We start from the raw sequence: 22,246 nt of genomic DNA, 5'->3' as shown, positions 1-22,246 counted from the left end.
GTTTCTAGGGGGGATACTGTCTTAATGGAACAGTTATCAGTAAACAGAAGGCAGTTTCAAATTCTTCTGCAGCAGATTAATATGACAGATGATACCTTCATGACATACTTTGAAGATGGCGAGATTAAAAAGCTGACGATACACAAAGCTTCTAAATCTTGGCATTTTCATTTTAAATTTAAATCTTTGCTGCCTTATCAAATATATGACATGTTAACCATGAGGCTGACGCAATCGTTTGCCCATATTGCAAAAGTGACGTCTTCAATCGAAGTGCATGATGCCGAGGTTGATGAAGGCCTCGTGCAGGATTACTGGACACGCTGCATTGAAGAGCTGCAAGGCATTTCACCGCCGATTATCAGTCTCTTAAGCCAGCAAAAACCAAAGCTGAAGGGCAACAAACTGATTGTCAAAACAAAAACGGATACAGAAGCATCTGCTCTTAAGAACAAATACAGTGCGATGATTCAAGCGGGATACCGTCAATTTGGGTTTCCGGATTTTCAGCTTGATGCTGAAATATTTGTATCTGATCAAGAAGTGCAAAAGTTTCGGGAACAAAAGCTAGCTGAAGACCAAGAGCGGGCGATGCAGGCTTTAATTGAAATGGAGAAGAAAGATAAAGAAAGTGATGAAGATCAAGCTCCTTCAGGGCCTCTTGTTATCGGCTATCAAATTAAAGATAACGAGGAAATCAGAACACTTGACAGCATAATGGACGAGGAACGGAGAATTACGGTTCAGGGTTATGTGTTTGATGTGGAAACCAGAGAACTGAAAAGCGGGCGCACGCTGTGCATCTTCAAAATTACTGACTACACAAATAGTATCTTAATTAAAATGTTTGCAAGAGAAAAAGAAGATGCGGCCCTGATGAAGTCTCTGAAAAAAGGCATGTGGGTAAAAGCGCGCGGAAGCATTCAAAACGACACCTTTGTCCGAGATCTGGTCATGATTGCAAACGATGTAAATGAGATAAAAGCAAAAAACCGTGAAGACACGGCGCCTGAAGGAGAAAAAAGGGTAGAATTGCATCTGCATTCCCCAATGAGCCAAATGGATGCTGTAACAGGCATCGGAAAGCTTGTTGAACAGGCGAAAAAATGGGGGCATGAGGCGATCGCTTTGACTGACCATGCTGTCGTTCAATCCTTCCCAGATGCGTATTCTGCTGCCCAAAAACATGGAATTAAAATGATTTACGGAATGGAAGCAAATATCGTGGATGACGGGGTGCCGATTGCTTATAATCCCGCACACCGTTTGCTTGATGAAGAAACATATGTCGTTTTTGACGTCGAAACAACCGGACTTTCCGCTGTGTATGATACGATTATTGAACTGGCGGCTGTAAAAGTGAAAGGCGGGGAGATCATTGATAAGTTTGAGTCATTTGCCAACCCGCATCGTCCGCTTTCGGCGACAATCATTGAACTGACAGGCATCACTGATGATATGCTGGTCGACGCGCCGGATGTAATAGACGTGATAAGAGATTTCAGAGAATGGATTGGCGATGATATTCTCGTCGCCCATAATGCAAGCTTCGATATGGGATTTTTAAACGTTGCTTTCAAAAAGCTTCTCCAAGTTGAAAAAGCAAAAAATCCTGTCATTGATACACTGGAGCTCGGCCGTTTTCTTTATCCGGAATTTAAGAATCACCGTCTGAACACGCTGTGTAAAAAGTTTAACATTGAACTTACACAGCACCACCGCGCGATCTACGATACCGAGGCAACCGCTTATTTGCTTTTGAAAATGCTGGAGGATGCTGCTGAAAAGGGCATTCAGTATCATGACCAGCTGAATGAAAATATGGGTCAGTCCAACGCTTATCAAAGGTCAAGACCGTATCATGCAACAGTGCTGGCGGTGAACAGCACAGGCTTGAAAAACTTATTTAAGCTCGTTTCACTTTCCCATATTCATTATTTTTACAGAGTGCCGCGTATTCCAAGGTCTCAGCTTGAGAAATACAGGGAAGGCCTTCTGATCGGTTCAGCTTGCGACAGAGGAGAGGTTTTTGAAGGCATGATGCAAAAGTCGCCGGAAGAGGTGGAGGATGTTGCGTCATTCTACGATTATCTCGAGGTTCAACCGCCTGAGGTGTACCGCCACTTGCTTGAGCTAGAACTGGTTCGCGATGAAAAATCGCTGAAAGAAATCATTACGAATATCACCAAACTCGGTGAAAAGCTTAATAAACCTGTTGTCGCAACAGGAAATGTTCATTATTTGAATGATGAGGACAAAATTTACAGAAAGATTTTAGTATCCTCTCAGGGCGGCGCGAATCCGCTGAACAGACACGAACTCCCGAAAGTGCATTTCAGAACGACAGATGAAATGCTTGAAGCCTTTTCCTTCTTAGGAGAAGAAAAAGCGAAGGAAATCGTTGTCACCAACACACAAAAGGTTGCGTCTTTAATTGAAGACATCAAGCCGATTAAAGATGATTTATATACGCCGAAAATCGAAGGCGCTGATGAAGAGATCAGGGAAATGAGCTATCAGCGTGCACGAAGCATTTACGGAGAGCAGCTCCCTGAAATCGTTGAAGCGCGTATTGAAAAAGAACTGAAAAGTATCATCGGCCACGGCTTTGCTGTTATTTATTTGATCTCTCATAAACTCGTAAAGAGATCTCTCGATGACGGGTATCTGGTAGGGTCACGGGGATCGGTAGGTTCTTCATTAGTTGCGACACTTACTGAGATCACAGAGGTGAACCCGCTGCCACCGCACTATATATGTGCTGAATGCCAGCATTCTGAGTTCTTTAATGACGGATCTGTCGGTTCAGGTTTTGACCTGCCTGACAAAATGTGTCCTCATTGCGGAACGCCTTTGAAAAAAGACGGGCACGATATTCCGTTTGAAACGTTCTTGGGATTTAAAGGGGATAAAGTACCTGATATCGATTTGAACTTCTCAGGGGAATATCAGCCGCAGGCCCACAATTATACAAAAGTATTGTTCGGAGAAGACAACGTATATCGTGCGGGAACGATCGGCACGGTTGCAGAAAAAACAGCCTACGGTTACGTAAAAGGCTATGCCGGCGACAATAATCTCCATATGCGCGGCGCCGAAATCGACCGGCTTGTGCAAGGCTGTACAGGTGTAAAACGGACGACCGGACAGCACCCTGGCGGTATTATCGTAGTTCCGGATTATATGGATATTTATGATTTCTCTCCGATTCAGTTTCCGGCAGATGCGACAGGTTCTGAATGGAAAACGACTCATTTTGACTTCCATTCCATTCATGACAACCTGCTGAAGCTTGATATTCTGGGGCACGATGACCCGACGGTAATCCGTATGCTTCAAGATTTAAGCGGAATTGATCCGAAAACGATTCCGACAGATGACCCTGAAGTAATGAAAATCTTCCAAGGAACCGAATCACTCGGTGTCACACAGGAACAGATTGGATGTAAAACGGGCACTCTGGGAATTCCTGAATTCGGAACCCGCTTTGTCCGGCAAATGCTTGAAGACACAAAGCCGACAACGTTTTCTGAGCTCGTTCAGATTTCAGGGCTGTCTCACGGAACAGATGTATGGCTCGGCAATGCGCAAGAGCTCATTCACAATAATATTTGTGAGCTGAGTGAGGTGATCGGCTGCCGTGATGACATTATGGTTTATTTAATCTATCAAGGGCTCGAGCCGTCACTGGCGTTTAAAATTATGGAATTTGTCCGTAAAGGAAAAGGTTTAACGCCTGAATGGGAAGAAGAAATGAAAAATAACAATGTCCCAGACTGGTATATCGATTCCTGCAAAAAGATTAAATACATGTTCCCGAAAGCCCACGCCGCGGCTTATGTATTAATGGCGGTCCGTATAGCTTACTTTAAAGTGCATCACGCGCTTCTGTATTATGCGGCTTATTTTACGGTTCGTGCAGACGACTTTGATATTGATACAATGATCAAAGGCTCCACAGCAATCAAAGCCGTAATGGAGGATATCAACTCCAAAGGGCTTGATGCGTCGCCGAAGGAAAAAAACCTTCTCACAGTATTAGAATTAGCGCTGGAAATGTGTGAAAGAGGCTATTCATTCCAAAAAGTCGATTTATACCGCTCCAGCGCAACGGAATTTATTATTGACGGCAACAGCCTGATCCCGCCGTTTAATTCTATTCCTGGATTAGGTACGAACGCCGCTCTAAATATTGTAAAGGCCCGTGAAGAAGGAGAATTTCTCTCAAAAGAAGATTTGCAAAAGAGAGGGAAAGTATCAAAAACGATTTTAGAGTATTTAGATCGTCACGGCTGTTTGGAGTCATTGCCGGATCAAAACCAATTATCGCTGTTTTAGCATATAAAAGCCGAATTTCTTAAGAAATTCGGCTTTTATGCATACATGAGCGGCAAAAGTGCAATCGTATGAGTAGAGCCCCTGTGATCAGCTTAACAGCGTAAAGGTAACGTATATCCATTTGCAATAAAAATATGGTTATGGTATAGTTTTATTGGAAATGCTAACGATTACCGAGGCAAAGAGTGGGGAAACCCGCTCTTTTGTATTGAACAAGACAATTTTGTCTCGACATGTTCATCGTTTACTTTAAAGCCCCTGCTCTTTTGAAGCAGGGTTTTTATGCAGAGTGACGAGACGAATATGATATCGACAGCACAAGGAGGAAGAACATGAGCAAAAAAGTGACTGACACCGTTCAAGAAATGGCTCAGCCAATCGTAGACAGCCTTCAGCTCGAACTCGTTGACATTGAATTTGTCAAAGAGGGTCAAAGCTGGTTCCTTCGCGTGTTTATTGATTCCGATGACGGTGTGGATATTGAGGAATGTGCCAAAGTAAGCGAAGCTCTAAGCGAGAAGCTTGATGAGGCAGACCCAATCAGCCAAAATTACTTTCTTGAGGTTTCATCCCCGGGAGCTGAGCGTCCATTAAAGAAAAAAGCCGATTTCGAAAAATCACTTGGGAAAAATGTATACATTAAGACCTATGAGCCGATTGACGGCGTAAAAGTGTTTGAAGGACAGCTGGCTGAATTCGATGGACAAACAGTGACAGTTGAGATGACAATCAAAACAAGAAAGAAACGGATCGATATTCCGTATGAAAAAATAGCTAACGCAAGATTAGCTGTAACATTCTAATGAATACAAGTTTTAAGGGGGGAGACCGTTAACATGAGCAGTGAATTATTAGATGCTCTCACCATTCTTGAAAAAGAAAAAGGCATCAGCAAAGAAATTATCATTGAAGCAATCGAAGCTGCTTTAATTTCTGCTTATAAGCGAAATTTTAATCAGGCGCAGAATGTACGGGTGGATTTGAACCGTGAAACAGGTACAATCCGTGTATTCGCAAGAAAAGATGTCGTTGATGAGGTATACGATCAAAGACTGGAGATCTCAATCGAAGAGGCGCAAAGCATCCACCCGGAATATATGGTAGGCGATGTTGTAGAGATTGAAGTAACGCCTAAGGATTTCGGACGCATTGCGGCCCAAACAGCGAAGCAGGTCGTGACACAGCGTGTGCGCGAAGCTGAACGCGGTGTGATCTATTCTGAGTTTATTGACCGTGAAGAAGACATCATGACTGGTATCGTCCAGCGCCTGGACAATAAATTTATCTATGTGTCTTTGGGCAAAATTGAAGCCTTGCTGCCGGTTAATGAACAAATGCCGAATGAAAGCTATAAGCCTCATGACCGCATTAAGGTGTATATCACAAAAGTAGAAAAAACGACGAAAGGCCCGCAGATTTATGTGTCAAGAACACACCCAGGCCTCTTGAAGCGTTTATTTGAAATCGAAGTGCCGGAAATTTATGATGGAACTGTAGAGCTGAAATCTGTTGCCAGAGAAGCAGGCGACCGTTCGAAAATTTCTGTTCGCACTGATGATCCTGATGTGGATCCGGTGGGCTCTTGCGTCGGTCCTAAAGGCCAGCGTGTACAGGCGATTGTCAATGAATTAAAAGGTGAAAAAATTGACATTGTCAACTGGTCGAATGATCCTGTAGAATTTGTCGCGAATGCGCTCAGCCCTTCGAAAGTGCTGGATGTCATCGTGAATGAAGAAGAAAAAGCGACAACTGTTATTGTTCCTGATTACCAGCTGTCTCTGGCGATTGGCAAAAGAGGGCAAAACGCACGCTTAGCTGCTAAATTGACAGGCTGGAAGATTGATATTAAGAGCGAAACAGACGCAAGAGAGCTTGGAATCTATCCGAGAGAACTTGAAGAAGACGACGAAGAGCCGCTCTTTACGGAGCCTGAAATTGCTGAATCGGATGAATAAGAGGTGACCTTAGGTGAATAAACACAAAAAGATCCCGTTACGCAAGTGTGTAGTGACTGGAGAAATGAAGCCTAAAAAGGAACTAATCCGAGTTGTACGTTCAAAAGAAGGCGAAATCTCAGTAGATCCGACCGGGAAAAAGAACGGGCGGGGTGCTTATTTAACGCTGGATAAAGAGTGCATCTTAGCAGCAAAAAAGAAAAACACTTTGCAAAATCAATTTCAATCACAAATCGATGACCAGATTTTCGAAGAATTGCTGGAACTGGCGGAAAAGGTGAAAAAATAAAATGTCTGGAATGGAATGGTTTCCCTTGCTGGGTCTGGCCAATCGAGCTCGTAAGGTCGTGTCAGGCGAGGACTTGGTTATTAAAGAAATCAGGAATGCGCGTGCGAAGCTTGTCCTGCTTACAGAGGATGCATCATCTAACACAGCAAAGAAAGTAACCGACAAGTGCAATTATTATAAAGTTCCTTATAAAAAAGTCGCGGATCGCGCGATTCTTGGACACTCTATCGGTAAAGAATCCCGTGTCGTTGTCGCCGTCACTGACCAAGGTTTTGCGAATAAGCTGATCAGCTTGCTCGATTAATATTTTTGGGGGTGAACGAATGGCTAAAATGAGAGTATACGAATATGCAAAAGCGTTAAATGTTTCAAGTAAGGAAATTTTGACCGCACTGAAGAACATGGATTTAGAAGTGAATAATCATATGGCCATGCTTGAAGAAAAGGCCATTAAACAGCTTGATGCCAAATTTAAAAAAGGCGGCGCAGCCGTTAAATCTCAAAAGCCTGCGGAAACGAACAAAAACAAACAGCCGCAAGGGGTAAATCAGCAGTCTGCTGGAAATCAACCAAATAAAATTCGAGACGGAAAGAAGAATGACGTGCAGAATAATCAATTTAACAAAAACAAGAAGAATAACAACAACAAAAAAAATAAACGCAACAATAACAACAACAGAAACCAACATCAGCAAAAGCCTGTGAAGCCGAAAAAAGAGCTTCCTGAAAAAATTACGTTCTCAGGCACTTTAACAGTCGGCGCACTGGCCGAAGAGCTTGGCAAAGAGCCTTCTGAACTCATCAAAAAACTGATGCTTCTTGGTGTTATGGCAACCATTAACCAAGAGCTCGATAAAGACACAATCGAACTGATTGCATCAGAATACGGTGTTGAAACTGAAGAAGTTATTGTCCTTGAAGAAACTGAATTAGAGAAATACGAAGAGCCTGACAAAGAAGAGGATCTTGAAATTCGTCCTCCTGTCGTTACAATCATGGGTCACGTTGACCATGGGAAAACAACGCTTCTTGACAGCATCCGTAAAACAAAGGTTGTTGAAGGAGAAGCTGGCGGAATCACTCAGCATATCGGAGCCTACCAAATCGAAGAAAACGGCAAGAAAATCACTTTCTTGGATACCCCGGGTCACGCCGCATTTACAACAATGCGTGCACGCGGTGCGGAAGTAACCGATATTACGATCCTGGTTGTAGCTGCGGATGACGGTGTAATGCCGCAAACAGTAGAGGCGATCAACCACGCGAAAGCGGCAGAAGTACCGATCATCGTTGCTGTGAATAAAGTTGATAAAGAAGCTGCAAACCCTGACCGTGTGATGCAAGAACTGACAGAATACGGACTTGTGCCTGAAGCTTGGGGCGGAGAAACGATTTTTGTTCCGCTTTCCGCTTTAACTGGAAAAGGCATTGATGAACTCGTTGAAATGATCTTGCTTGTCAGTGAGGTAGAGGAACTGAAAGCGAACCCGAACCGCCAGGCAAAAGGAACTGTTATTGAAGCGGAACTTGATAAAGGCAGAGGGTCAGTTGCGACATTGCTCGTACAGACTGGAACACTGCATGTCGGTGATCCGATTGTAGTCGGCAATACATTTGGCCGTGTCCGTGCAATGGTCAATGACATTGGTCGCCGTGTGAAAACAGCGGGACCGTCTACTCCGGTTGAAATTACCGGTCTAAATGACGTGCCTCAAGCGGGAGATCAATTCCTTGTCTTTAAAGATGAAAAAACAGCTCGTTCTGTTGGAGAAGCCCGTGCTTCCAAACAGCTTGAAGAGCAGCGCAGCGATAAAGCAAAGCTGAGTCTTGACGACTTATTCGAGCAAATTAAACAAGGTGATGTAAAAGACATCAACCTCATCGTAAAAGCTGACGTTCAAGGATCTGCCGAAGCTTTAACAGCCGCACTTCAAAAAATTGAAGTTGAAGGCGTTAAAGTGAAAATCATCCACACAGGCGTTGGTGCAATCACAGAATCTGACATTATTTTAGCATCTGCTTCCAATGCAATTGTTATCGGGTTTAATGTGAGACCGGACGGTAATGCTAAGAGTACGGCTGAAGCTGAAAACGTAGATATTCGTCTTCACCGTATTATTTACAAAGTAATCGACGAGATTGAAGCAGCTATGAAAGGTATGCTTGATCCTGAATATGAAGAAAAAGTAATTGGTCAAGTAGAAGTGCGCCAAACATTTAAAGTATCTAAAATCGGTACGATTGCCGGAGGATATGTTACTGAAGGAACGATTACGCGCGACAGCGGCCTCCGTTTAATTCGTGACGGCGTCGTAATCTTCGAAGGTGAAGTGGACGTTCTGAAACGCTTTAAAGACGATGTGAAAGAAGTTTCACAAGGCTACGAATGTGGTATAACGATTAAGAAATACAATGACATTCGTGAAGGTGACATCCTTGAAGCGTATGTCATGCAAGAAATTGAAAGAACGTGATCGGATTTGCGGAATGTGAATGCATCATTTATGATGCAGGATCGTTAAAAGAAAAGCGCGCCGTTCTGAAGCGGATCTTAACCAGGGTTCAAAATAAGTTCAATGTTTCGATTTCGGAGATTGGCTATCAGGACACATGGCAAAGAACCAGCTTTGGAATTGCCGCTGTTTCTTCCTCTCGCGTTCAGACAGAAAAAGAGTTGCAGCGTGTTCTTGCGTTTATCGACTCTTTTCCTGAAATTGAACGGACGATCACTAGAACAGAGTGGTTTTAACTTAGAGGTGATTGAATTGAGTATGAGAGCAAACCGTGTCGGCGAGCAAATGAAAAAAGAACTCGGTGATATTATCAGCCGAAAGCTGAAGGATCCGAGAATTGGTTTTCTGACAGTAACGGATGTACGTGTATCAGGTGATTTACAAATTGCAAAGGTGTATATTTCCGTTCTCGGAGACGAGAAAAAACGGGAGGAAGCACTGAAAGGGCTTGCTAAGGCGAAAGGGTTTATTCGCTCTGAAATCGGCAGCCGCATCAGACTTCGTAAAACGCCTGAAATTGAATTTGAGTTCGATGAATCAATTGATTACGGAAATCGAATCGAAACATTGATTCACCAATTGAATTCAGAGAACCCGTCTGAATAACAAATGAAGAGGATAGGCGTTCGTCGTCTGTCCTCTTTTCTGCGTTTTGAAGAAAATCCTCACAACAGAAGGAGTGAAAGGCATATGGTTAACGGAGTTCTCCTTTTACATAAACCGGTCGGCATGACATCGCATGATTGTGTCATGAAGATCCGGAAGCTGCTTAAAACAAAAAAAGTCGGACATACGGGAACGCTTGATCCTGAGGTATCAGGTGTGCTTCCGATTTGTGTGGGCCGGGCTACAAAAATTGTCGAATATTTAACTGAGAAGTCTAAAACATATGATGCAGAAATTACGCTTGGTGTTTCAACGACGACAGAGGATCAAACCGGAGAAACTGTTGAAACAAAGCCAGTAGATCAAGCTGTTGATGAAGCAGAAGTAGAAAAGGTTTTAAACAGTTTAAAGGGACAACAAGAACAGATTCCCCCGATGTATTCCGCAGTAAAGGTAAACGGCAAAAAATTATATGAATATGCAAGAGCGGGACTTGAAGTAGAACGGCCAAAACGTCTTATTACCATTGAAGATATTGTGCTCACTACAGGGGTTAAACATAATGGAGAGACAGCGAGTTTCCGGTTTACAGTAACATGTTCAAAAGGAACCTATGTGCGGACATTGGCGGTTATGATTGGTGAAAAGCTCGGATATCCGGCTCATATGTCTCATTTGATCCGTACGGCGTCCGGTGACTTTTCCCTTGATGAATGCTTTACGTTCGAAGAGCTGGAAGCTCAAGCCGAATCCGGAACTATAACAGAGCATACAGTCTCTATTGAACGTACGCTCAATCATTTGCCGAAATGGATCATAAGTGATACATTAGCTAAGAAAGTAGAAAATGGGGCTTTGCTTGAAACACCTGAACAATTCACGGATCTGACAAGCGACGACCGTATCGCAGTCTATACGGAATCCGGAAGCTGTCTGGCGATTTATTTCCCCCATCCTACAAAACACGGGCTGTTAAAGCCGGCAAAAGTATTGATGCAAAAAAGCGAACAATAGAAAAAAGGTGACCGTTCTGTGAAGACGATACATATTACACATCCGCATCATTTAATAAAAGAGGAGCAGCCAGAATCTGTGATGGCGTTAGGTTATTTTGACGGCGTTCATCTAGGGCATCAAAAGGTAATCGGCACAGCCAAACAGATAGCTGAAGAAAGAAATCTGACATTAGCCGTGATGACCTTTCACCCCCATCCCTCTCATGTGCTGGGCAGGGATCAGGAACCAAAGGATCTGATTACCCCTCTTGAAGATAAAATCAGCCAAATTGAACAATTAGGCACGGAGATACTGTATGTCGTTAAATTCAATGAAGTGTTTGCTTCTCTGACTCCTAAGCAGTTTGTTGATCAGTATATTTTAGGCCTTAATGTACAGCATGCAGTGGCAGGCTTTGATTTTACGTACGGAAAATACGGCAAAGGAACAATGGAAACGATGCCGGTTGATTTAGATGGAAAAGCTGATTGCACAATGGTGGAAAAATTGACGGAGCAGGATAAAAAAATCAGCTCCAGCTATATTCGGACTGCACTTCAAAACGGAGACGTTGAACTGGCCAATGTCTTGCTTGGACAGCCCTACTTTATTAAAGGAATTGTCATTCACGGAGATAAAAGAGGGCGGACAATCGGGTTTCCGACGGCCAATATCGGCTTGAATAACAGCTATATTGTCCCGCCGACCGGTGTATATGCCGTCAAGGCGGAAATAAACGGCGAGATTTACAACGGCGTTTGCAATATCGGCTATAAGCCGACGTTTTATGAAAAACGACCGGAACAGCCTTCAATTGAGGTCAATTTATTTGATTTTGATCAAGAAGTATACGGAGCCGCTATAAAAATTGAATGGTATAAACGAATTCGGAGCGAGCGCAAGTTCAACGGCATTCAAGAATTAACAGAGCAAATTGAGAAAGATAAGCAGCAAGCGATCCGTTATTTCAGCAATTTGCGGAAATAACATGCAGCGCACACAAATTTTATTCTAAAATATTTGCATATAGGCTCGATTTTTAGTATGATAGTTTTCGTAGTCTTAAAACCTTTGCTTGGCAATCCGAAGTCACCGACGGTTGCTAGGTAACTGGGGCTAAATATTATTTGGAGGTGAAACAGGATGGCAATTACTCAAGAGCGTAAAAACCAACTCATCAGCGAGTTTAAAACACACGAATCTGATACTGGATCTCCAGAAGTTCAGATCGCTATCCTAACTGATTCAATTAACAACTTGAACGAGCATTTACGTACTCACAAGAAAGACCACCATTCACGTCGCGGTCTTCTTAAAATGGTAGGTAAGCGTCGTAATCTTCTTACGTATCTGCGTAATAAAGACGTAACTCGTTACCGTGAGTTAATTAACAAACTAGGCTTACGTCGATAATCGTAAAAAGCGGGAGGATTCCCGCTTTTTTATCGTATAAAAGCGAAAAATTTTTATAATCAATCATTGAAATCCTTTTACATACTACTTTGACATTGATATGTTCAATCCATTTCGTTCATAATAGGAGTAATTGATTATTTCACACAACGAAGAGAGGAGTTCGTAATCGTATGGGACAAGAAAAACATGTCTTTACCATAGATTGGGCCGGAAGAACGCTTACTGTTGAAACCGGCCAGCTTGCCAAACAGGCAAATGGTGCTGTTATGGTTCGCTACGGCGATACAGCAGTACTCAGTACAGCAACCGCTTCAAAAGAACCGAAACCGCTTGATTTCTTCCCGCTTACTGTAAACTACGAGGAAAGATTGTATGCGGTAGGTAAAATACCTGGCGGGTTTATTAAAAGAGAAGGACGTCCAAGTGAAAAAGCTGTTTTGGCGAGCCGTTTAATCGACCGTCCGATCCGGCCTTTGTTCGCCGATGGATTCCGTAATGAAGTTCAAGTCATCAGCATCGTCATGAGTGTTGATCAAGACTGCTCTTCAGAAATGGCTGCTATGTTCGGTTCATCGCTTGCACTTTCTGTATCAGACATCCCGTTTGAAGGACCGATTGCAGGGGTAACTGTCGGACGCATTGATAATCAATTTGTTATTAACCCGACGGTTGATCAGCTTGAGAAAAGTGATATCAATCTTGTCGTTGCCGGAACTAAAGATGCAATTAACATGGTGGAAGCAGGAGCAGACGAAGTTCCTGAGGAAACGATGCTAGAAGCGATTATGTTCGGCCATGATGAGATTAAACGCCTGATTGCATTCCAAGAAGAAATTGTCGCAGCTGTCGGCAAAGAAAAATCAGAAATTAAGCTTTATGAAATTGATGAAGAGCTGAGTGAAAAAGTAAAGGCTTTAGCAGAGCGAGATCTGCTGAAAGCAATCCAGGTTCATGAAAAGCATGCCCGCGAAGATGCCATTAATGAAGTAAAAAACACAGTTGTGGCAAAATTCGAGGATGATGAGCATGACGAGGAAACAATCAAACAAGTCAAACAGATTTTGTCCAAGCTTGTCAAAAATGAAGTGCGCCGCCTGATTACTGAAGAGAAAGTAAGACCTGACGGCCGCGGAGTCGATCAAATCCGCCCGCTTTCTTCTGAGGTTGGCCTCTTGCCGAGAACACACGGTTCCGGATTGTTCACAAGAGGACAGACCCAGGCTCTCAGCGTTTGTACGTTAGGTGCTCTCGGAGATGTGCAAATCCTTGATGGTTTAGGTGTCGAAGAATCGAAACGGTTTATGCATCATTACAACTTCCCGCAATTCAGCGTCGGGGAAACTGGACCGATGCGCGGACCGGGACGCCGTGAAATCGGACATGGAGCTCTTGGTGAGCGTGCGCTTGAGCCTGTTATTCCATCTGAAAAAGACTTCCCTTATACTGTCCGTCTTGTATCTGAAGTGCTTGAATCAAACGGTTCCACTTCTCAGGCAAGTATTTGTGCAAGCACACTTGCGATGATGGATGCCGGTGTACCGATTAAAGCACCAGTCGCAGGTATTGCAATGGGACTTGTCAAATCAGGCGAACATTATACTGTTCTGACTGATATTCAAGGCATGGAAGACGCGCTTGGAGACATGGACTTTAAAGTTGCCGGAACTGCAAAGGGCGTAACGGCGCTGCAAATGGACATTAAAATTGAAGGCCTTTCCAGAGAGATTCTTGAAGAAGCGCTTCAGCAGGCGAAAAAAGGAAGAATGGAAATCCTCAACAGTATGCTTGCTACATTAAGCGAATCAAGAAAAGAGCTTTCTCAATATGCGCCTAAGATTTTAACAATGGCTATTAATCCTGATAAAATCCGCGATGTCATCGGACCTAGCGGAAAACAAATCAATAAAATCATCGAAGAGACCGGTGTTAAAATTGATATCGAGCAGGATGGCACAATCTTTATTTCGTCGACAGTTGAAAGCAGCAACCAAAAAGCGAAGAAAATCATCGAAGACCTCGTCAGAGAGGTTGAAGTCGGCCAGCTTTACTTAGGTAAAGTGAAACGAATTGAAAAGTTCGGCGCTTTCGTTGAAATTTTCAGCGGAAAAGACGGTTTGGTACACATTTCAGAGCTTGCGCTTGAGCGCGTAGGAAAAGTTGAAGATGTTGTCAAAATCGGAGACGAGATTCTTGTGAAGGTTACTGAAATCGATAAGCAAGGACGGGTCAACTTGTCTCGTAAAGCTGTGCTCCGTGAAGAGAAAGAAAAAGAAGAACAAAAATCTTAAATGAAAACATAAAAGGAGCCTGGGAGACCCGGCTTCTTTATTTTGACGCTTTAAAAAGCAAGCGGGTTCTACCTTGTCCTTCTCCTTCATAATGTGAGGTGAGGGGGGACAGAACATGTACAAAAAATTTGTACCGTTTGCCGTTTTTCTATTTCTTTTTTTTGTTTCTTTCGAGATGATGAAAAATCCGCACACACTTGATTATATAGGGGCAATGAAACAAGATACGGTGACCGTCTCGGCGTCCAAAGACCCGCTATATGAAGAATTGCTTCAAAAGGCGCCAGATTATGAAGTAAAGCCTCAGAATGCAAGAATAGACAAGGTGTGGAAAAGCATTCCCGGTTACAATGGTTTAAAGGTCAATATTGAAAAATCATATAAAAAAATGAAAAAGCACGGTGAGTTTCGAGAAAACGATTTAGTGTACAGTCAAGCAAAACCAAGCGTTCATCTTGAGTCTCTTCAGCCAGAGCCTATTTACAAAGGGAATCCGGAAAAACCGATGGTGGCTTTTTTAATTAATGTGGCATGGGGAAACGAATATTTGGAAAGAATGCTCCCTGTCCTTCAAAAGCATAACGTGAAGGCTACGTTTTTTCTGGAAGGCAATTGGGTGAAAAACAATGAACAGCTGGCTAAAAAGATTGCGGAAAAAGGACATGAAATCGGAAATCATTCATACAATCATCCGGATATGAGCAAACTGACTACAGGAAGAATTTCCGAACAGCTCGACAAGACCAATGAGCAAATAGAAAAAACGCTCGGCGTCAAGCCGAAATGGTTCGCTCCGCCAAGCGGGAGTTTCAGGAAAGCGGTTGTTGACATTGCAGCTGAGAAACATATGGGAACGGTGATGTGGACGGTTGATACAATCGACTGGCAAAAACCGGCTCCGTCTGCACTTCAAACCCGGGTGTTAAGCAAGATACATAATGGTGCCATGATTTTAATGCATCCGACCGATCCCACGGCGGAAAGTCTTGAAGCGCTGATTACAAAGATAAAAGATAAAGGATATGCGCTTGGAACAGTCACTGAACTAATGGATGAAACAAGACTGTTGAAGTAACAGGGCAGGCAGCTAGTCTTTGAATAGGAGGAACAAATTTGATTAAACGATATACGTGTCAAAATGGTGTAAGAGTTGTGCTTGAAAATAACCCGACAGTCCGTTCTGTCGCGATCGGCGTTTGGATTGGTACAGGCTCGCGGCACGAAACGCCGGAGATAAATGGGATTTCCCACTTTTTGGAGCATATGTTCTTCAAAGGGACGAGCACAAGATCTGCACGTGAGATAGCAGAATCTTTTGATCGTATTGGCGGTCAGGTCAATGCGTTTACCTCAAAGGAATATACCTGCTATTATGCAAAGGTGCTTGATGAGCATGCGAATTACGCACTTGACGTATTAGCAGATATGTTCTTTCATTCAACTTTTGATGAAAACGAGCTGAAAAAAGAAAAAAATGTAGTTTACGAAGAAATAAAAATGTATGAAGACGCGCCCGATGATATTGTTCATGATTTACTGAGCAAAGCCACGTACGGGAATCATTCTTTAGGCTATCCGATTCTAGGCACAGAAGAAACGCTTGATTCCTTTAACGGCGACTCTCTCAGACAGTACATGCATGATTATTATACGCCGGACCGTGTCGTTATTTCTGTAGCGGGTAATATTTCAGAAAGCTTTATAAAAGATGTAGAAAAATGGTTCGGATCATATGAGGCAAAAGGCAAAGCGACAGGTCTACAGAAGCCCGGATTCCATACAGAAAAACTCACAAGAAAAAAAGAAACAGAACAAGCCCATTTATGTCTGGGATTTAAAGGGCTGGAAGTCGGTCATGAAAAAATTTATGATTTGATCGTCCTTAATAATGTGCTCGGAGGCAGCATGAGCAGCCGTCTGTTCCAAGATGTTCGTGAAGATAAAGGGCTCGCTTATTCTGTTTACAGCTATCACAGCTCATATGAGGACAGCGGCATGCTCACCATTTATGGCGGAACAGGTGCAAATCAGCTTCAGCAGCTGTCAGAAACCATTCAAGAAACCCTTGCAACATTAAAGCGCGACGGCATAACGCCGAAAGAGCTGGAAAACAGTAAGGAGCAAATGAAGGGAAGCTTGATGCTGAGCTTAGAAAGCACGAACAGCAAAATGAGCCGAAACGGTAAAAATGAACTGCTGCTCGGAAAACACAAAACATTAGACGAAATTATTAATGAATTAAACGCTGTAAACTTAGAACGTGTCAACGGTCTTGCCAGACAAATGTTTACGAATGACTATTCTCTGGCTCTTATCAGCCCTTCCGGCAATATGCCGTCATAAATCTGAAATGCCTGCCCTGAAACGGAGCAGGCATTTTTTTATCCTTTTGATCATACATAGTACAAGGGGGTGACAGAGATGCGGCTCAGTGAATTATCCGGGAAGGAAATTGTCGACATCAAAAGAGCTGAACGGCTGGGAGTACTGGGTCAGACCGATTTAGAAATCAATGAACAGGATGGACAGATCACAGCGCTCCTCATTCCGACAGTCAAATGGTTTGGTTTGAGAAAACACGGTCAAGACATTCGTGTCCCCTGGAATCATATTCAAAAGATCGGATCAGATATGATCATTTTAGATGTCCCTGAGGAAATTTCTCCTCACCAAGAGTAACTATAGAAAAGGCCCAACTCTGCAGGTTATGGGCTTTCATGAGAACATCCAAACATCGGCTGAGTCAGCCGATGTTTTTTTGTGTGAAAAAAGCGTATGTTTTAATTCACCGCTATTTCCTTTTGATCATAAGATGAAGGGGAGCTTAACAGCTAGGGATCCAGTATATACAAAGAAGGTGAACGTTTAACATGTTAACCGGATTGAAAATTGCAGTTATCGGCGGTGACGCAAGACAGCTCGAAATTATTAGAAAGCTCACTGAACAGCAGACTGACATCTATCTCGTCGGTTTTGACCAATTGGATCACGGTTTTACCGGAGCTGTAAAATGCAACATTGATGAAATTCCTTATCAGCAAATAGACAGTATCATTCTTCCTGTGTCTGCGACAACAGGAGAAGGTGTCGTATCAACCGTATTTTCAAATGAAGAAGTTGTTTTAAAACAGGAGCACCTTGACCAAACGCCTGCACACTGTGTCATTTTCTCAGGGATTTCTAACGCCTATTTAGAAAACATTGCAGCTCAAGCAAACAGAAAACTTGTTAAGCTGTTTGAGCGGGATGACATTGCGATATACAATTCTATTCCGACAGTAGAAGGAACCATCATGCTGGCCATTCAGCACACAGATTATACGATACACGGATCTCAGGTGGCGGTTCTCGGGCTGGGACGCACTGGAATGACGATCGCCCGTACATTTGCCGCGCTTGGGGCGAATGTAAAGGTCGGGGCAAGAAGTTCAGCGCATCTGGCACGCATCACCGAAATGGGGCTCGTCCCGTTTCACACTGATGAACTCAAAGAGCATGTCAAAGATATAGATATTTGTATTAATACCATACCGAGCATGATTTTGAATCAAACTGTGCTTTCTCGCATGACACCGAAAACCTTAATATTGGATCTGGCTTCACGACCCGGCGGAACCGATTTTAAATATGCTGAAAAACAAGGGATTAAGGCACTCCTTGCCCCTGGTTTGCCGGGGATTGTCGCTCCTAAAACAGCAGGGCAGATCCTCGCCAATGTCTTGAGCAAGCTTTTGGCTGAACTACATGCTGAGGAGGGGAAATAAGAATGTCGTCATTAAAAGGGAAAAGAATCGGATTTGGACTGACCGGCTCGCATTGCACATATGAAGCGGTGTTTCCGCAAATTGAGACGCTAGTCAATGAAGGAGCGGAAGTCCGGCCGGTTGTCACATTTACTGTAAAATCGACTGATACACGCTTTGGAGAAGGAGCGGAATGGGTTAAAAAGATTGAAGACCTTACCGGATATGAGGCAATTGATTCAATTGTAAAGGCTGAACCCCTCGGGCCAAAGCTTCCGCTGGACTGCATGGTAATTGCGCCTTTAACCGGAAATTCGATGAGCAAGCTCGCCAACGCCATGACAGACAGCCCTGTACTGATGGCTGCAAAAGCAACAATCAGAAACAATCGGCCGGTCGTTCTCGGTATATCAACAAATGACGCTCTCGGTTTAAACGGCACAAACCTAATGAGGCTCATGTCTACCAAAAATATCTTCTTTATTCCATTTGGGCAAGACGATCCCTTCAAAAAACCGAATTCAATGGTTGCCAAAATGGATCTGCTTCCTCAAACCGTTGAAAAGGCGCTGATTCATCAGCAGCTTCAACCAATTCTCGTTGATAATTATCAGGGAAATGACTAAATATACAGAAAATCTTTCCCAAACAAAAAAATTCGGTCATCACCCGCATATTCTATGGTAAAATAAAACGTAAAATTATAGTCAAATCAATTCAATGAAGCTGATTGGCGGAAGGAGTTTTACAGATGGGAAGAGGTTTACACGTAGCTGTTGTCGGAGCGACAGGAGCTGTAGGACAACAAATGCTTAAAACACTTGAAGACAGAAATTTTGAAATGGACACACTTACATTGCTATCTTCAAAACGCTCTGCGGGTACCCAAGTCACATTTAAAGGCCAAGAGCTGACTGTACAGGAAGCTTCTCCTGAAAGCTTTGAAGGGGTAAATATTGCTTTGTTCAGCGCCGGCGGAAGCGTATCACAGGCATTGGCACCCGAAGCTGTAAAACGCGGCGCTATTGTTATAGATAATACAAGTGCGTTCCGTATGGACGAAAATACACCGCTTGTTGTGCCTGAAGTTAACGAGGCAGACTTGCACGAACACAACGGCATTATTGCCAACCCTAACTGCTCTACAATTCAAATGGTGGCTGCGCTGGAACCGATCCGCAAAGCTTACGGCTTAAACAAAGTTATCGTATCAACTTACCAAGCGGTATCAGGAGCGGGAAATGAAGCTGTAAAAGAGCTGTACAGCCAAACAGAGGCGATTTTGAACAACGAAGAAATCAAACCAGAGATTATGCCTGTAAAAGGGGATAAAAAACACTATCAAATCGCTTTCAATGCGATTCCGCAAATTGATAAATTCCAAGATAACGGCTATACGTTTGAGGAAATGAAAATGATAAATGAAACAAAAAAAATCATGCACATGCCTGAGCTTCAAGTAGCGGCTACATGTGTGAGACTTCCGATTGAAACCGGCCATTCAGAGTCCGTTTACATCGAGGTAGACCGAGATGACGCTACTGTGGAAGATATTAAAAATCTATTAAAAGAAGCTCCTGGCATTACACTTCAGGACGACCCGAGCCAGCAGCTTTATCCGATGCCTGCCGATGCAGTCGGCAAAAACGATGTGTTTGTAGGCCGTATTCGCAAAGACTTGGACAGAGCAAACGGTTTTCATTTATGGGTAGTTTCTGATAACCTATTAAAAGGCGCGGCATGGAACTCTGTTCAAATTGCAGAAAGCCTGAAAAAACTAAACCTCGTATAAAAGAAAGAATTTCCCAAAGACGAATAGAAGAGAGTAAGGCGCAAATAGCCTGCTCTCTTCTGTTACGTCCGAATAATTTGGAGTGAAAACAGTGAAGATAATTGTTCAGAAGTTTGGCGGGACATCTGTAAAAGATGACAAAGGCCGTAAACTGGCTTTAGAGCACATTAAAGAAGCAATCAGTGAAGGATATAAGGTTGTCGTTGTCGTTTCCGCGATGGGCCGGAAGGGTGATCCGTACGCAACAGACTCTCTGTTGGGACTGCTTTACGGCGATCAGTCTGCGATTTCCCCGAGAGAGCAGGATCTGCTTTTATCATGCGGAGAGACGATTTCTTCTGTCGTCTTTACGAGCATGCTGCTGGATAACGGTGTAAAAGCATCTGCGCTGACAGGGGCTCAGGCTGGGTTCTTAACGAATGATCAGCATACAAATGCGAAAATCCTTGAAATGAAACCGGAGCGTTTATTCAGTGTGCTTGCGAATCATGACGCAGTAGTCGTCGCAGGATTCCAAGGCGCTACTGAAAAGGGCGATACAACAACGATCGGAAGAGGGGGCAGCGATACGTCTGCAGCTGCACTTGGGGCGGCAATTGACGCTGAATACATCGATATTTTCACAGATGTTGAAGGTGTGATGACTGCTGATCCGAGAGTAGTGGAAAACGCGAAACCGCTTCCTGTGGTAACATATACAGAAATCTGCAACCTCGCGTACCAGGGAGCGAAAGTGATTCATCCGCGAGCTGTGGAGATTGCGATGCAGGCTAAGGTTCCGATTCGCGTCCGCTCAACATATTCCAAAGATAAAGGCACATTGGTGACATCACATCATTCTTCCAATGTCGGCAGTGATGTTTTTGAACGGCTGATTACCGGAATTGCCCATGTCAAAGATGTCACACAGTTCAAAGTGCCTTCAAAAATCGGTCAGTATAACGTTCAGACTGAAGTTTTTAAAGCGATGGCGAGTGCAGGAATCAGCGTTGATTTCTTTAACATTACACCTAGTGAAATCGTTTATACGGTGGCTGGGAACAAGACGGAAACAGCTCAGCGCATCTTAATGGATATGGGTTATGACCCGATGGTGACGAAAAACTGTGCAAAAGTTTCGGCGGTCGGTGCCGGTATCATGGGCGTCCCGGGTGTAACGTCTAAAATTGTGACAGCTCTATCAGAGAAAGAGATTCCTATTCTGCAGTCGGCGGACAGCCACACGACCATCTGGGTGCTTGTCCATGAAGAGGACATGGTTCCTGCTGTAAACGCTTTGCATGAAGTGTTTGAACTTTCTAAGTAAATGTGATTGAATCATGATGAGGTGAAAAAAATGAATTTCGGAAATGTGTCTACAGCTATGATTACACCTTTTGACAATAAAGGGAATGTAGACTTTCAAAAATTGTCTACACTGATTGATTACTTGTTGAAAAACGGAACAGATTCTTTAGTAGTAGCGGGAACAACAGGAGAATCACCAACCCTTTCAACAGAAGAAAAAATAGCGCTATTTGAATATACGGTCAAAGAAGTGAACGGCCGGGTGCCTGTCATTGCGGGTACTGGCAGCAACAATACGAAAGATTCCATTAAGCTGACCAAAAAAGCTGAGGAAGCAGGCGTAGATGCGGTGATGCTTGTTACGCCGTATTATAATAAACCTTCACAAGAAGGAATGTATCAGCATTTTAAAGCTGTTGCTTCTGAAACATCTCTTCCGGTTATGCTGTACAATGTGCCGGGCCGCACCGTTGCTTCTCTTGCTCCTGAGACGACAATCCGGTTGGCGGCAGATATTCCGAATGTTGTTGCGATCAAAGAAGCGAGCGGAGATCTCGAAGCGATTACAAAAATTGTTGCGGAAACGCCTGAAGATTTCTCCGTTTATTCTGGGGATGACGCCTTGACGCTTCCTGTTCTGTCAGTAGGAGGAAGAGGTGTCGTTTCAGTCGCAAGCCATATAGTAGGCTCTGATATGCAGCAAATGATCAAAAATTATACAAATGGGCAAACAGCTAACGCGGCACTGATTCACCAGAAATTGCTGCCGATTATGAAGGAACTGTTTAAAGCGCCTAACCCGGCTCCTGTGAAAACAGCTCTTCAGCTGAAAGGCCTTGATGTCGGTTCAGTGCGTCTTCCTCTCATCCCATTAAACGAAGATGAACGTCTGAGCTTAAGCAGCGCGATCAGCGAACTGTAAGAAAAATTTCATACAGTGAAACAAACGCGGTCATTCTCATTCCACCTGAGTTTGACCGTTTCTTATACATATTGGTTTTCCCTAAACCTTCTGCTTTATCT

The 22,246-nt window shown here is 43.5% G+C and carries 20 protein-coding genes; all 20 read left to right on the top strand.

Going from position 1 to position 22,246, the window contains the following annotated elements; translation table 11 throughout:
* Positions 1-24: 24 nt before the first annotated feature.
* The 20 genes from KXD37_RS11095 to dapA all read left to right on the top strand — a co-directional run bounded on the left by KXD37_RS11095 (position 25) and on the right by dapA (position 22,145).
* Complete coding sequence (locus KXD37_RS11095; RefSeq protein WP_024121426.1) at positions 25-4,338, top strand: PolC-type DNA polymerase III; 4,314 nt, start codon at positions 25-27, stop codon at positions 4,336-4,338.
* 332 nt (positions 4,339-4,670) lie between these two features.
* Positions 4,671-5,141 (top strand): ribosome maturation factor RimP, encoded by a 471-nt coding sequence (gene rimP, locus KXD37_RS11090; RefSeq protein ID WP_024121427.1) that lies wholly within the window; start codon positions 4,671-4,673, stop codon positions 5,139-5,141.
* 33 nt (positions 5,142-5,174) lie between these two features.
* Positions 5,175-6,293 (top strand): transcription termination factor NusA, encoded by a 1,119-nt coding sequence (gene nusA, locus KXD37_RS11085; RefSeq protein ID WP_095713844.1) that lies wholly within the window; start codon positions 5,175-5,177, stop codon positions 6,291-6,293.
* A 13-nt stretch (positions 6,294-6,306) separates the two neighbouring features.
* Positions 6,307-6,582 (top strand): glucose-induced regulator RulR, encoded by a 276-nt coding sequence (gene rulR / locus KXD37_RS11080; protein ID WP_010334283.1) that lies wholly within the window; start codon positions 6,307-6,309, stop codon positions 6,580-6,582.
* 1 nt (position 6,583) lies between these two features.
* A complete protein-coding gene (locus tag KXD37_RS11075; RefSeq protein ID WP_101863326.1) occupies positions 6,584-6,886 on the top strand; it encodes a YlxQ family RNA-binding protein in 303 nt (100 codons plus the stop codon).
* 19 nt (positions 6,887-6,905) lie between these two features.
* Positions 6,906-9,056, top strand: coding sequence for a translation initiation factor IF-2 (gene infB, locus KXD37_RS11070; RefSeq protein ID WP_024121430.1), 2,151 nt, complete (start codon positions 6,906-6,908; stop codon positions 9,054-9,056).
* Complete coding sequence (locus tag KXD37_RS11065) at positions 9,053-9,331, top strand: DUF503 domain-containing protein (RefSeq protein ID WP_003220950.1); 279 nt, start codon at positions 9,053-9,055, stop codon at positions 9,329-9,331. Before infB ends, KXD37_RS11065 begins: the two co-directional genes overlap by 4 nt.
* A 16-nt stretch (positions 9,332-9,347) precedes the next feature.
* Positions 9,348-9,701 carry a 30S ribosome-binding factor RbfA gene (gene rbfA, locus KXD37_RS11060; protein ID WP_010334286.1) on the top strand — a complete coding sequence of 118 codons (354 nt, stop codon included), beginning with the start codon at positions 9,348-9,350 and terminating at the stop codon, positions 9,699-9,701.
* Between the two features lie 84 nt (positions 9,702-9,785).
* Positions 9,786-10,715 (top strand): tRNA pseudouridine(55) synthase TruB, encoded by a 930-nt coding sequence (gene truB, locus KXD37_RS11055; RefSeq protein ID WP_263463530.1) that lies wholly within the window; start codon positions 9,786-9,788, stop codon positions 10,713-10,715.
* 18 nt (positions 10,716-10,733) lie between these two features.
* Positions 10,734-11,684, top strand: coding sequence for a bifunctional riboflavin kinase/FAD synthetase (gene ribF / locus KXD37_RS11050; RefSeq protein WP_263463529.1), 951 nt, complete (start codon positions 10,734-10,736; stop codon positions 11,682-11,684).
* Between the two features lie 156 nt (positions 11,685-11,840).
* Positions 11,841-12,110 carry a 30S ribosomal protein S15 gene (gene rpsO / locus KXD37_RS11045; protein ID WP_003154182.1) on the top strand — a complete coding sequence of 90 codons (270 nt, stop codon included), beginning with the start codon at positions 11,841-11,843 and terminating at the stop codon, positions 12,108-12,110.
* Between the two features lie 173 nt (positions 12,111-12,283).
* Positions 12,284-14,401, top strand: coding sequence for a polyribonucleotide nucleotidyltransferase (gene pnp, locus KXD37_RS11040; protein ID WP_188323737.1), 2,118 nt, complete (start codon positions 12,284-12,286; stop codon positions 14,399-14,401).
* 115 nt (positions 14,402-14,516) lie between these two features.
* Positions 14,517-15,476 (top strand): polysaccharide deacetylase family protein, encoded by a 960-nt coding sequence (locus KXD37_RS11035; protein WP_188323738.1) that lies wholly within the window; start codon positions 14,517-14,519, stop codon positions 15,474-15,476.
* Positions 15,477-15,514: 38 nt separating this feature from the next.
* Entirely contained in the window at positions 15,515-16,744 is a 1,230-nt protein-coding gene (locus KXD37_RS11030) for a M16 family metallopeptidase (protein ID WP_024121436.1), read from the top strand.
* Between the two features lie 78 nt (positions 16,745-16,822).
* The gene (locus KXD37_RS11025; protein ID WP_010334291.1) at positions 16,823-17,080 is read left to right on the top strand and encodes a YlmC/YmxH family sporulation protein; all 258 of its coding nucleotides are present in this window, start codon (positions 16,823-16,825) and stop codon (positions 17,078-17,080) included.
* A 191-nt stretch (positions 17,081-17,271) separates the two neighbouring features.
* Entirely contained in the window at positions 17,272-18,165 is an 894-nt protein-coding gene (gene dpaA / locus KXD37_RS11020) for a dipicolinic acid synthetase subunit A (RefSeq protein ID WP_024121438.1), read from the top strand.
* Positions 18,166-18,167: 2 nt separating this feature from the next.
* Complete coding sequence (gene dpaB / locus KXD37_RS11015) at positions 18,168-18,770, top strand: dipicolinate synthase subunit B (RefSeq protein WP_188323739.1); 603 nt, start codon at positions 18,168-18,170, stop codon at positions 18,768-18,770.
* A 125-nt stretch (positions 18,771-18,895) separates the two neighbouring features.
* Entirely contained in the window at positions 18,896-19,936 is a 1,041-nt protein-coding gene (gene asd, locus KXD37_RS11010; protein WP_024121440.1) for an aspartate-semialdehyde dehydrogenase, read from the top strand.
* Between the two features lie 91 nt (positions 19,937-20,027).
* Positions 20,028-21,242 carry an aspartate kinase gene (gene dapG, locus KXD37_RS11005; protein ID WP_024121441.1) on the top strand — a complete coding sequence of 405 codons (1,215 nt, stop codon included), beginning with the start codon at positions 20,028-20,030 and terminating at the stop codon, positions 21,240-21,242.
* Between the two features lie 30 nt (positions 21,243-21,272).
* Positions 21,273-22,145, top strand: coding sequence for a 4-hydroxy-tetrahydrodipicolinate synthase (gene dapA / locus KXD37_RS11000; RefSeq protein WP_024121442.1), 873 nt, complete (start codon positions 21,273-21,275; stop codon positions 22,143-22,145).
* Positions 22,146-22,246 lie beyond the last annotated feature (101 nt).

The sequence above is a fragment of the Bacillus sp. XT-2 genome, from assembly GCF_025696525.1.
GTDB classification, from domain to species: Bacteria; Bacillota; Bacilli; order Bacillales; family Bacillaceae; genus Bacillus; species Bacillus halotolerans.
Note: the sequence above shows the minus strand (reverse complement) of the source record. Positions and strands in the feature narration are given on the sequence as shown.